Here is a 12,774-nt window from a genome sequence, read left to right as displayed (position 1 = left end):
ACGTCACCCGTGGCCGGACGATTCGCTCAGCGCTCCACTCCCACCACCGCGCGCGGTGGGCATGTCGTCGTGCCCGCGGGTGTGCCGCGGCAGGGCACCGTCCCCGGCCGCCGACGGTCCTGGACGCCGCCCGGGCCGCTCGACCTGGGGCTGGTGCTCGGGCCGTTGCGGCGCGGCCCCGCCGATCCCACGTTCCGGGCGACGCCGGACGGTTCCGTCTGGCGGGCCAGCCTCACCCCGGTGGGCCCGGGCACCCTGCGGGTCGCGCTACGGGCCGGAACCGCCGAGGCGGAGGCGTGGGGCCCGGGTGCGGAGTGGCTGCTGGAGCAACTGCCCGAGATGCTCGGCGCATCGGACGACCCCGGCGTCTTCGAACCGCGGCACCGGCTGGTCGCGCTCGCGCAACACCGTCGGCCGGGGCTGCGGTTGATGCGTTCCGGACTGGTCCTGGAGTCGCTGATCCCGTCGGTCCTGGAGCAGAAGGTCACGACGGACGAGGCGTACCGGGCGTGGCGCCTGCTCGTTCGGAAGTTCGGCGAACCGGCGCCGGGTCCCGCGCCGGGGCGGATGCATGTGATGCCGGCGCCGCGGACGTGGTCGCTGATTCCGTCGTGGGAGTGGCACCGGGCCGGGGTCGACAACAAGCGGGCTTCGACGATCCTTCGGGCGGTACGGGTCGCCGCGCGCCTGGAGCAGGCGACGGCGATGGAACCGGCCCAGGCACAGGCCCGGCTCGAGGTGGTGTCGGGGATCGGGCCGTGGACCTCCGCGGAGACCGTGCAGCGCAGCCACGGGGCGGCGGACTCGGTGACCGTCGGGGATCTGCATCTGCCGGGCATCGTCGGATACGCCCTCGCCGGCGACCGGGACGCGGACGACGAGGTGATGCTGTCGCTGCTGGAGCCCTATGCGGGACAGCGGCATCGGGCGGCACGGCTGATCCTGCTGAGCGGGTGCGTGCCGCCGCGACGTGCTCCGAGGATGCCGCGCGGGGACATCGGGCGGTTGTAGGGGCCGGGGCACGAGCCCCGGCCCGGGGCCGTGTCCTACTGGTCCGACGAGAAGCGCACCGCGCCCGCGGGGATCCGTGCGTCGCACCAGACCCGTACGCCGTCGCGGAGTTCGTTGTCCGCGCCGATGACCGCGCCGTCGCCGATGACCGCGCCGGAGAGGACGGTGCGCTCACCGATGCGGGAGCGGGCGCCGATCAGCGAGTCCGTGATGACCGCGCCGGGTTCGATGACGGCGCCGGCGAGCAGTGTGCTGCCGGAGATCCGGGCGCCCTCCCCGACGAACGCTCCCTCGCCGACCACCGTGCCGCCGGTCAGCTTCGCGTCCGTGGCGACCAAAGCCGTCGGCAGGATCAGGCGGTCGCCGCAGCGGCCGGGCACGGCGGGCGACGGGGCACGCCCGAGGACCAGGTCCGACGAACCGCGGACGAAGGCCGCCGGGGTGCCCAGGTCCAGCCAGTACGTCGAGTCCACCATGCCCTGCAGATGGGCGCCGGCGGCCAGGAGGTCCGGGAAGGTCTCCCGTTCGACCGAGACCGGGCGGCCCACCGCAATGGTGTCGATCACGGAGCGACGGAACACGTACGCCCCGGCGTTGATCTGGTCGGTGACGATCTCCTCCGGCGTCTGCGGCTTCTCCAGGAACGCCGTCACCCGCCCCGTCCCGTCCGTGGGGACCAGGCCGTAGGCCCTCGGGTCCGCCACTTTCGTGAGGTGGAGGGACACATCCGCGCCCGACGTCCGGTGGGTGTGGACGAGGGCGCGGATGTCCAGGCCCGTGAGGATGTCGCCGTTGAAGATCAGGACCGGCTCGTCCGGCCCCGAGTGAAGACGGCTCGCCACGTTGCGGATGGCCCCGCCCGTGCCGAGCGGCTCCTCCTCCGTGACGTACTCGAGCCGGAGTCCGAGGGCCGAGCCGTCACCGAAGTGGGGCTCGAAGACCTCGGCCAGATACGAGGTGGCGAGCACGATGTGCTCCACGCCCGCCGCTCTCGCCCGCGCCAGCTGGTGTGTGAGGAAGGGGACCCCGGCCGCCGGGACCATGGGCTTGGGCGTGTGCACCGTGAGCGGGCGCAGCCGGGTGCCTTTGCCGCCGACCAGGAGAATCGCTTCTGTCACCTGTCGTCTCTGCTTCCTGCCGGGACCGGCCGAACGGATCGATCGGCCGGCCAGTGTATGCAGACCGTGTTATGAGGACCGCTAAAGGCGTTATGAGGACCGTTAGAGGCGCCTTCGATGACAGTGGGGTGTCCTTCGACGGCTGGGTGTGGGGACGCCTCCGCACACCTTCGTGCGGAAGAACTCGTACGGCTGGTGCCGGGGTCGTGCGGTGAGTGGCGGTCACCGCACGACATCGTGCGGGTGGTCGGTACGACGTCGGGCGGCGGCCCCCGACCTCAGCGGCCCTGCAGACGGGCCGCTGCGGTACGGATCGAGCCGAGTTTGCCGTAGAGCAGCTTTCCAGGGCACTCAGTGGCGAACCCGTCACGATGGCCGGAGATCACGTTCAGTCGTACGTTCGCTCCCTTTGGGTAGAGATTGCCACCGCCGGACGTCAGGTATGTCGTGCCACGCGGATCGATGCCGGTGAGGCCGAGTTTCCACGCGGTGAGTGCGGCGATGGAGTTGACGGCGGCGGCCGACGGCGCGGTGCCGGTGTACGAGCCGAGGACGGCGATCCCCGTGGTGTTGGTGTTGAAACCGAGGGTGTGGGCCCCCATCACGGGCTTGTCCACGCCGCCTGCACGCCCTTCGTAGATGTTTCCGCACTTGTCGACGAGGAAGTTGTAGCCGATGTCCCGCCAGCCGCTGCTCACCACGTGATAGCGGTAGATACTGCGGATGACGGAAGGCGCCTGCGCGCAGGTGTAGTTGTTGCCCGAGGCCGTGTGGTGCACGAAGGCCGCCTTCACACTGCCGGTGTAGACGAAACCCGACTCGCGCAGGCTCTCGTCGGCACCCCAGCCGCTGCGCGTGACGATGCGGGGGCGCGGCGCGGCGTACGGCTTCGCGGCCGCCGAGGGTCCACCGCGCACCTCCCCCGCCTGCTCGACGTCGGCCTCGTTCGTCGTCCCGTCGGACGGCCCGGGGACCATCGCGGCGTTCAGGGACGCGAGTCCGGCCTCGACGGCGGAGACGATGGCGTCCGCGGCACTCCCGCCGTAGGACGTGTCCTCGTCCGACCGCTGCACCGGGTCGGTCTGCGAGGACGGGGCGACGGCGTCCTGCCCCGGCTCCGCTCCGGGGTCGACCAGTTCGACCCGCAGGCCGTCGGGGAGGGTGGGCACCCGGGTTCCGCCGACCTGGCCCGCCTCCGCGCGGACCCGCACCTCCACACCGTCCGAGGCGCCGACCCACAGCGGCGCGGTCGAACCGCGCATCCGGTACGAACTGCCCTCGTCCGAAGCCGGATCCGGGCCGTGGCCGTGGTTGTGCGTCTCGACGTCCTGCCAGGCGGACCACCGGACCGCGCCGCTCGCGCGGGTACGGATCTGGACGTGGCCGTACAACTCGGCGGCCGGGTCGTCCCAGACGACACCGACCAGTGAGAAGGACCGCACGGACCTGGGGGCCAGCCCCAACTCGGGCGCCGTACCGGCGGCACGATCGGGGTTGAGGGGGACGAGGGGGAACGACTGGGTGCTACCGGGGACCGCGGCTCCGGTGACGGGCCGGGTGGACGGTGGACGGTGCACGCCCGGCCCGGCCGCCGCGGCGGCGGCGGGAAGGGGGGCGGACAGGGTCAGAACGGTCGCGCACGCGACACCGATCGAAGAAGCAAAGTATCCACGCATGCTGCTGATCTTGAACATAGTCAGACATATATGTCCATACCGGAATTGACGGACCGTCGGATTTGCTCGTCCGAACCGGTGGCACGTTCACCCGCCCGCCGCTGAGCCCCGCCGGCCGGCCCCGCGTACCCTTGCGCGCGTGAACGCCACCGACCGCACCCCTGCCGACCTGCTGCGATCCGCGCTCGCCGCGGACCCCGCACGCCCCCTGGTGACCTTCTACGACGACGCCACAGGTGAACGCGTCGAACTCTCCGTGGCCACCTTCGCCAATTGGGTGGCCAAAACCGCCAACCTCCTTCAGGGCGATCTCGCGGCCGAGCCCGGTGACCGCGTCGCACTGCTGCTGCCCGCCCACTGGCAGACGGCCGTGTGGCTGCTCGCGTGCGCGTCGGTGGGCGTCGTCGCGGATGTCGGCGGCGATGCAGGCGCAGCCGACATGGTCGTGAGCGGACCCGACACGCTCGACGCGGCGCGCGCCTGCCCCGGGGAGCGTGTCGCTCTCGCCCTGCGCCCCCTCGGCGGTCGCTTCCCGCAGACCCCGGACGGCTTCCTCGACTACGCGGTCGAGGTGCCGAGCCAGGGCGACCGCTTCCAGCCCTACGCGCCCGTCGCCGCGGAGGAGCCGGCGCTGATCGTCGCCGGAGCGGAGTACACGGCCGCGGAGGTCGTGGAGCGGGCTCGTGGGGACGCGCCCGATCTCGGCCTGACGGGGCCCGGCTCACGTCTGCTGTCCGGGTTGCCCTACGGCACCTGGGAAGGACTGAGCGCGGGCCTGTACGCCCCCTTGGCCGTCGGGGCCTCCGTGGTCCTGTGCCGCCACGTGGAGCGGCTCGGCGAGGACTCTCTGGCGAAGCGGATCGAGAGCGAGCGGGTCAGCGCGACGGCGCTGCGCTGAGCGGCGCCGGGAGCACCGGGTGGAGACCTTCGCGCCCGCCCGGTGCACGCGCCCGGCACCCGCCCGTTTCCGCACTCCCGGCAGGGTCCCGCCCCGGTCCGGCCACTCTGCGCGCACCCTTCGCGGGGCACCGCCCCGTCCCCCGTTCGGCCTAACACCGCCCACCCCCGCCCCCGGCCCGGGGCCATGGTCGTAAGAGCCCAGCACGCTCGTACGCCTCTAGGGGGTGCATCCGCCCGTGACCAGCGAAAGCACTCCCTGGCGACCCAAGGCGGCCGTACCGGGCCGCCGCGAACCCGCCGGCGCCACCCCCACCGGCACCGGGCTCAGGCGCCGCCGGCGCCGGCGCCGGATACGCCGCTGCTCCCTCGGCCTGGCCGTGCTGCTGTTCGGGGCCGCGGGGGCCGGATGGCTCGCGTACGAGAAGCTGGACTCGAACATCACCGCGGACACCGACGCCGCCTCCGAGCTCGCCCGCCACGAGAAGGAACGGCCCACCGTGATCGCGCCCGGCGCGCTGAACATCCTCGTCATCGGTTCCGACTCACGGTCGGGTGCCGGCAACAGCCGCTACGGGCGGGACTCGGGGACCGAGCGGTCCGACACCACCATCCTTCTGCATCTCGCGGCCGACCGGCGCAGCGCCACCGCCGTCTCCCTCCCCCGCGACCTGATGGTGGACGTGCCGAGTTGCCGACGGCGGGACGGCAGCCAGAGCGAGGCGGCCTTCACGATGTTGAACCACGCCTTCGCGAACGGCGGTTCGGCGTGCACGATCCGTACCGTCGAGAGGCTGACGAACATCCGGATCGATCACCACATGGTCGTCGACTTCGAGGGCTTCAAGAAGATGGTCGACGCGGTCGACGGCGTCGAGGTGTGCCTGAAGCAGCCGATCGACGACCGGGCCGCGGACCTGAAGCTGCCCGCGGGCCGGGTGACGCTCGACGGCGAGCAGGCGCTCGGCTATGTCCGCGCCCGCAAGAGCCTCGGCGACGGCAGCGACACGGAACGGATGGAACGCCAGCAGCGCTTCCTCGGCGCACTGGTCAGCAAGGTGCGCAGCAACGACGTCCTGCTGAATCCCGTGAAGCTGTATCCCATGCTGGACGCGGCCACGTCGTCCCTCACCACGGACCCCGGCCTCGCGAACCTGCGCAGGCTCTACGAACTCGTCCACGGGCTGCGGAACCTTCCCACGGACGATGTGCAGTTCCTGACGGCACCGCGCACCGCATACCCGTACGACACCGATCGCGACCAACTCGTCGAACCCGAGGCGCACGAACTTTTCGCGCGGCTGCGTGCGGACCAGCCCGTCGCGGTCACGAAGGAAGTCACCGCCGATTCGCCGTCAGGCACGAACGGCAAGGCGGCCGACGGCCGTGACGGTGAGCACTCGTACGGCGACGGAAAGTCCGATGGAAAGACAGCCGCCGGCTCGGGCCTTCCCGATCGGCCTCCCACACCCCCGCCCACTTTTCGGGGAAACACGGCCACCCAGGACGCCTGCGGGTAAAGCGCACACCAAGGCGAGGGACGTGTGAGCTAAGAACTCACTGGGAATTAGGGCAGATTGCCCGGTTGTATGGGAGTGGAATTTGTCACCGCCGTCGCTTGACGTTGAACTGGGCGGATAGTGTGAGCGACCCGGTGCCATGCCCGTGAGATCCATCTGGGTTCGCGCACTGACTGAAGAGACCCGAGCGCCTCGAGGGGGAAGGCGCCGCGTGGCCCCGACGGAGGATTCGGACAACCGTGGACGCGCAAGGCCGTGGGCGGGCAGAGAACATCGACCCCGCAGACCAATGGGTACTCAACCCGAGCACCGGCGAATACGAACTGCGACTGAGCCCTTCCGCACCGCAGTCGTCCGTGCCGAGACCGCGGCGGGCGAACCCGTCGCAGGGACCTCAGGGAGGCACGCGAACGGCACCCGGCCCACGAAGGCCGGCACCGGACGGACCCGCTCCCGACGCCCTGCCCGGGCAGCGCCGCCGGCGGGGGGCACCCGAGGAGCCGCCGCCGGGCCGGCGGCGCGGCCGTACGAAGCCCAAGAAGGGCAAGGCCAAGAAGGTGCTGCTGTGGACCGGCGGCAGCATGGCGTTCATCCTCGTGGCGGTCTCCGCGGCGGGATATCTCTACATCAAGCACCTCAACGACAACATCACGTCGGTCTCGGACGACGGCGCGGGCACCGGTGGCTTCCAGAAGGACAAGGCCATCAACATCCTGCTGATCGGCACCGACAAGCGCACCGGCAAGGGCAACACGGGGTACGGCGACACGGGCAGCGTCGGGCACGCCGACACCAACATCCTGCTCCACGTCTCCAAGGACCGCTCGAACGCGACCGCGCTGAGCATCCCGCGCGACCTGATCGTGGACGTGCCGGACTGCCCGACGCAGCAGGCCGACGGCTCCACCAAGATCATCCCCGCGACGCCGGATGTCCGCTTCAACACGAGCCTCGGCCAGGACGGCCGCACACCGAGCTGCACCATGCGCACGGTCACCGAGCTGACCGGCATCACCCCGGACGACTTCATGGTCGCGGACTTCAACGCGGTCAAGACACTGACGTCGGCGGTCGGCGGTGTCGAGGTCTGTCTGGGCAAGGACATAAACGACCCGGACTCGCATCTCAAGCTGACGAAGGGCACGCACAACATCGAGGGTGAGCAGGCCCTCGCCTTCGTGCGCACCCGGCATTCCGTGGGCTTCGGCGGCGACCTGAGCCGCATCGGGCTCCAGCAGCAGTTCCTCAGCGCGCTGATGCGCAAGCTGAAGTCCAACTCCACACTCACCAACCCCACCAAGATGCTGGACGTGGCGGAGGCCGCGACCAAGGCGCTGACCGTCGACTCCAAGATCAACAGCATCGGCAAGCTCAAGGACCTGGGTCTGGAACTGGGCAAGCTCAACCCCAAGAACCTGACCTTCACGACGGTGCCGGTCCTCGACAATCCGGCGGACGGCGTGGTCAAGAAGACGGTCATCGTCAATCCGAACACGGCCCCCCAGGTCTTCGAGGCGATCAGAGGCGACGTCTCCTTCACCGAGGTCAAGCAGAAGCAGCAGCAGAAGAAGACCGCGGCGGACAAGCTCCTCAAGGGCTCGCGCTCGGCCGCGTCCGACATCCGCGTCGACATCTACAACGGCGGCGCGCCGGGGGGCAGTGCACAGGAAGCCGTCACCTGGCTGCAGAACAACAAGGGCGTTCCCAAGTCCAGCCAGCTCGGCAACGCGGACACGCCGGTGAGCAAGACGACCCTTGAGTACGCCCCCGACCAGGCGGATCAGGCACGCAAGCTGGCGGACCTCATGGGGCTTCCGGCGTCGGCGATGAAGCCGGGCCAGAGCGAGAAGAACTCTCAGGGCCTGCCCGCGATCGTGCTGACCCTCGGCAAGGACTTCAAGGGGGCCGGGGTGCCCCTGACGGCGCCGACGAAGGCGCCGGACGTCGACAAGTCCACGGCGGACAAGGTTCAGTGCGCCAAGTGACCACAGCAGCCGGTTACGCGTCTTACTGAACGTACTCGCGCCCGACGGGATGCATCCTGTCGGGCGCGTCAAGCGTCTAGTTACTGAACGCGAGACATATCCGGTGGGACGCACGTGCGGTCCGCCGAACGGCGAAGCACGGGAGGCGCGACGGGGCGTCCTCCCGGATCGCGGGACGGACCCGGTGTCGGGCACAGGGTGGGGAGGCAGGACTTGGTGCAGAGTGGTGTGCGTGGAAAAGGGGGGCGCCCACATGTGCGGCAGGCCGGTGAACTGGGCTGGGACGAAAGCCTCTACGACCGGCAGGACGACGGCGCCCAGGAGGGCTCCGACGGTCCACCGCCGAAGCGGGGCGGCCACGACGGGAACAGCGGCGGGAGCGGCACCGGGCAGAAGGGGCGCCCGCGTCGCAGACGCCGGGTCCTGCGCTGGTCGGCGACCGTCCTGGCGGTGGTCATACTCGGGACCGCCGGCGCGGGATACGTCTATTACCAGCATCTGAACAACAACATCAAGAAGGACGACCTCAACATCGGCGACGCCAAGGACCGTGCGACCGCGCCGAAGCCGAACGCGGCGGGTCAGATGCCGCTGAACATCCTTCTCCTCGGGTCGGACGCACGCGACTCCAAGGAGAACCAGGAACTCGGCGGCGCCAAGGACACCTTCGGGGGCGCCCCTCGCGCGGACGTCCAGATGCTGCTGCACGTGTCGGCGGACCGTACCAACATGTCCGTGGTCAGCATGCCCCGTGACACCCTGCTGCAACTCCCCAAGTGCACCGACCCCGAGTCGGGCGAGGTCTACCAGGCGACGACGTCCCTGGCGATGACGAACGACTCACTGGGCCGCGGTGGCCCCGGCTGCTCGGTGGCCACCTGGGAGAAGCTCACCGACATCCACATCGACCACTTCATCATGGTCGACTTCGCGGGTGTGGTCTCGATGGCGGACGCGATAGGCGGCGTCCCGGTGTGCGTGGACAAGAACATCTACTCGCACACCTCTTCCGGCCACGGCTCCGGCCTGAAACTGAAGGCGGGCACCACCTATGTGAAGGGCACACAGGCCCTGCAGTGGCTGCGCACGCGCTACGGGTTCGAGGACGGCAGCGACATCGCCAGGACCAAGGCCCAGCACCAGTACATGGGCGCGATGGTCCGCCAGCTGCGTGAGAACGCCACCCTGAGCAACCCGAACAAGCTCCGCAAGCTCGCGGAGACGGCCACCGCATCGCTCACCGTCGACAAGGGCCTCGGCTCGGTCACGAAGCTCTACGACCTGAGCACCGAGTTGAAGAAGGTGCCCTCGAACCGCATCACCCTGACGACGATGCCGTACGACTACGCCGGAGCCCGTGTGGTGCCCAAGCCGGGCGACGCGGAGAAGCTGTTCCGCCTGGTGCGCGAGGACATCCCGCTGGACGGCAAGGGCACGAAGAAGAAGACCACCGAGGCCACGACGGCTCCGACGGACAGCGACGACAAGATCGCCGTCCAGGTGCAGAACGGCACCCGGACGTCCACGCTGGCGCCGGTGGGCGGGCGGGCCGGGGCGGTGGCCCAGATCCTCGGCGGAGAGGGATTCACGGAGGCCAAGGCCGACTCCTCCACGGTGCTCTCCGAGGAGAGGACGCTGGTCCGCTACCCGAGCGCGGACCTCAAGGGCGATGCCCAGCGGGTCGCCAAGGCCCTCGGTATCCCGGCGGGTTCGGTCGAGCAGTCGACGGATGTCTCCGGTGTCACCCTCGTCGTGGGTTCCGACTGGCGGTCGGGCACCACGTACACGGCGCCGAAGGAGGACAACAAGACCCCCACGTCGGCGAACATACTCAATGGCGCGACCAAGCAGTGCATGAAGGTCGACCCGGCCTACAGCTGGTGACCGCAGGAATCGGGGCCCCCTCCACCCGGAGAGGGCCCCGGCGGCGGCACGCCGTGCGTGCTCAGTCGGCGACGACCGCCGGCCGCCGTGACGCGATGACCCTCTTCGCCAGCATCTTCGGGCTGGTCAAGAAGCCCCAGCCCCAGGACATGTGCATGGTGGCGAGGGCGACGGGGATCTGCAGCCGCGACCGCGGCGGCAGGCCCCTGCCCGCCGGGAGGGAGCCGAGGGCGATCGCCGCGAGATAGCCGCCGGGGATCAGGAAGGCCCACGGGGTCACTGCGGCGCCCACGACGACGCCCGCGGCGATCGCGCACACCGCGGTCGGCGGGGCGAGGTACCGCAGATTGATGGAGCCCTCGTGGTACCGGGCGACGACGTGCCGCCAGCGCCCGTAGTCCTTGTACTGCTTGGCCAGTGCCCGCACCGAGGGCCTCGGGCGGTACGACACCTTCAGCTCCGGGGAGAACCAGATGAGGCCGCCCGCCTCGCGGATGCGGAAGTTGAGCTCCCAGTCCTGGGCGCGGATGAACTCCTCGTTGTAGCCGCCCTGCTGCTCGAGCGCCGCGCGCCGGAAGACACCCAGGTAGACGGTCTCCGCCGGGCCGGCGTCGCCGCCCGTGTGGAAGGCCGCGTTCCCGACGCCTATCTTCGAGGTCATGGCCGCGGCGACCGCGTGCTCCCAGTCGTTCTCGCCCTCGGCGTGCATGATGCCGCCGACGTTCTGCGCGCCGGTCTCCTCGAGCAGCCGCACGGCGGTCGCGATGTAGTTCGGCGAGAGCATGCCGTGCCCGTCGACGCGGACCACGATCGGGTGGCGGGAGGCCTTGATCGCCGCGTTGAGCGCGGCGGGCGTACGGCCGGTCGGATTGGGGACCGTGTGTACACGCGGATCCTCGCGGACCAGTTCGGCCGCGATCTCGTCCGTGTGGTCCGTGGAGGGACCGAGGGCGATCACGATCTCCATCTCGCCGCCGTACTCCTGGGCGAGGATCGCATGGACGGCTCCGCGCAGATGCCGCTCCTCGTTGAGGACGGGCATGATCACGGACACGGCGGGGAGCGGCACGTGGGGCTTGGCGTTCATAGGAACCTCACGTTACCGCGAACGGGGGACACCGATGCGCGCCGCCCGAGAGCCGCAGATCGTATCGGCCTACGGTGCTCAGGGATCCCACGCCCAGCTCCGCGGAGGTCTCCCCCGTGTCCACGCCGACCCGCTCGCCCGCGCGCCGTCAGCCGGCCCGCCGGTCCCCCGCCCGGCGGCCGCCGGTGCGGCGCAGGAAGTCCGGCTGGGCAGCGCGGGTGGTCACCACGCTGTCCGTGGGGGTACTGGCGGCGGGGGGCATCGGGCATGCGGCGCTCACCTTCCTCGACGGCGGCATCTCCCGCATCGACCCCTTCAGGGACATGAAGGACCGCCCCGCCGCGGGCCACGGCATGAACATCCTCCTGGTCGGCACCGACGGCCGGGACAAGGTCACGGAGAAGGAGCGCAGGGCGTACCGCCTGGGCGGAAACCCCTGCCACTGCACCGACACGATCATGATCGTGCACATCTCGGCGGACCGGGACCGCGCGACCGTGGTCAGCCTGCCGCGCGACACCTACACGCGCATCGCGGCGCGCACCGACCCGGCGACCGGTGCGCGGCACCCGGACCATCCGATCCGGCTGAACGCGGCGTACGCGGAGGGCGGCCCGGGCCTGACCGTGCAGACGGTCGAGAACATGACGCACCTGAAGATCGACCACTACATGGAGGTCGACTTCATCACCTTCATGAAGACGGTGGACGTGCTCGGAGGTGTGCGGGTGTGTACCGCGCAGCCGCTGAAGGACCGCTTCACCGGGCTGAACCTGTCCGCGGGCACGCATGTGCTGGACGGCGGGCAGGCACTGCAGTACGTACGGTCGCGGCACGTCGACGGAGCGTCCGACCTGGGCCGGATGCAACGGCAGCAGAGGTTCCTCGCGGCGCTGATCGACCGGGCGGCCTCCTCGGGGGTGCTGCTGAACCCGCTGAAGCTCCGGGACGTGACGCGGGCCGTGCTCGGCTCGGTGCGGGCCGACCAGGGCTTCGGGGCGGACCAGCTGATCGGGCTCGGCCGGGCGATGCGGAACTTCTCACCGAGCTCGTCGGAGTTCACGACCGTGCCGATCGGGGACATGACCTTCCAGGACAAGGAGCTCGGCTCGACGGTGAAGTGGGACGACGCCAAGGCGCGGGCCCTGTTCCGGTCGCTGCGCGACGACAGGGCGCTCGCCCCGCCCCGGCCGAAGAAGAAGGGACCTGCCGCGGTGAACGTCGACGTGCCCCCGGAGCAGATCCAGGTGCAGGTCGAGAACGGGACACCCGCGGAAGGGCTCGGCCGGCGTGTGGACGACGGGCTCCTCGCCAGCGGGTTCCACACGACGCGCCGGCCTGCGAACGCGACGGACCGGACGGTGCGGCGCACCGTGATCGTCTACGACCCGCGCTGGGACCGCTCGGCGAAATCCCTGGCGGCGGCCCTGCCCGGCAGTGAGCTGCGCCCCGCACCCGGCCAGGGCCCGACGCTGAAGGTGGTCGCGGGCGCGGACTTCAAGCAGGTGCAGCGGGTGAAGGCGGCGGAGCCGCAGAAACCGGAGCAGGTGGTGACCGGGGACCAGGTGGTGTGCCCGTGAGACACCTCCGGGGCCC

The 12,774-nt window shown here is 70.5% G+C and carries 9 protein-coding genes; 6 read left to right on the top strand and 3 right to left on the bottom strand.

Going from position 1 to position 12,774, the window contains the following annotated elements:
• Positions 1-9 precede the first annotated feature (9 nt).
• The gene (locus tag ACSHXN_RS24545) at positions 10-1,011 is read left to right on the top strand and encodes a DNA-3-methyladenine glycosylase family protein (protein ID WP_438303704.1); all 1,002 of its coding nucleotides are present in this window, start codon (positions 10-12) and stop codon (positions 1,009-1,011) included.
• A gap of 35 nt (positions 1,012-1,046) precedes the next feature.
• Here the strand turns inward: ACSHXN_RS24545 and ACSHXN_RS24540 are convergent, their stop codons facing one another.
• A complete protein-coding gene (locus ACSHXN_RS24540) occupies positions 1,047-2,129 on the bottom strand; it encodes an NDP-sugar synthase (protein WP_355137723.1) in 1,083 nt (360 codons plus the stop codon).
• Positions 2,130-2,407: 278 nt separating this feature from the next.
• Positions 2,408-3,805, bottom strand: a complete 1,398-nt coding sequence (locus ACSHXN_RS24535) for a peptidoglycan recognition protein family protein (protein ID WP_438303703.1) — start codon at positions 3,803-3,805, stop codon at positions 2,408-2,410.
• A 139-nt stretch (positions 3,806-3,944) separates the two neighbouring features.
• On the opposite strand from ACSHXN_RS24535, the gene ACSHXN_RS24530 reads away from it, so the two are divergent.
• From ACSHXN_RS24530 to ACSHXN_RS24515, 4 genes are all read left to right on the top strand, one after another.
• Positions 3,945-4,703, top strand: a complete 759-nt coding sequence (locus tag ACSHXN_RS24530; protein WP_438303702.1) for a TIGR03089 family protein — start codon at positions 3,945-3,947, stop codon at positions 4,701-4,703.
• Between the two features lie 238 nt (positions 4,704-4,941).
• Positions 4,942-6,222 (top strand): LCP family protein, encoded by a 1,281-nt coding sequence (locus ACSHXN_RS24525; protein ID WP_383351727.1) that lies wholly within the window; start codon positions 4,942-4,944, stop codon positions 6,220-6,222.
• A 239-nt stretch (positions 6,223-6,461) separates the two neighbouring features.
• On the top strand, positions 6,462-8,207 hold the full coding sequence (locus ACSHXN_RS24520) for an LCP family protein (protein WP_355137729.1): 1,746 nt from the start codon (positions 6,462-6,464) through the stop codon (positions 8,205-8,207).
• A gap of 213 nt (positions 8,208-8,420) precedes the next feature.
• A complete protein-coding gene (locus tag ACSHXN_RS24515; RefSeq protein WP_383351721.1) occupies positions 8,421-10,091 on the top strand; it encodes an LCP family protein in 1,671 nt (556 codons plus the stop codon).
• A 61-nt stretch (positions 10,092-10,152) separates the two neighbouring features.
• Here the strand turns inward: ACSHXN_RS24515 and ACSHXN_RS24510 are convergent, their stop codons facing one another.
• Entirely contained in the window at positions 10,153-11,178 is a 1,026-nt protein-coding gene (locus ACSHXN_RS24510; protein ID WP_438303701.1) for a glycosyltransferase family 2 protein, read from the bottom strand.
• 116 nt (positions 11,179-11,294) lie between these two features.
• On the opposite strand from ACSHXN_RS24510, the gene ACSHXN_RS24505 reads away from it, so the two are divergent.
• Complete coding sequence (locus tag ACSHXN_RS24505; protein ID WP_355137735.1) at positions 11,295-12,758, top strand: LCP family protein; 1,464 nt, start codon at positions 11,295-11,297, stop codon at positions 12,756-12,758.
• Positions 12,759-12,774: the final 16 nt, after the last annotated feature.

Source organism: Streptomyces sp. HUAS TT11 (assembly GCF_051553595.1).
In the GTDB taxonomy this organism is placed as follows: Bacteria; Actinomycetota; Actinomycetes; order Streptomycetales; family Streptomycetaceae; genus Streptomyces.
This window is presented reverse-complemented; position numbering and strand designations above follow the sequence as displayed.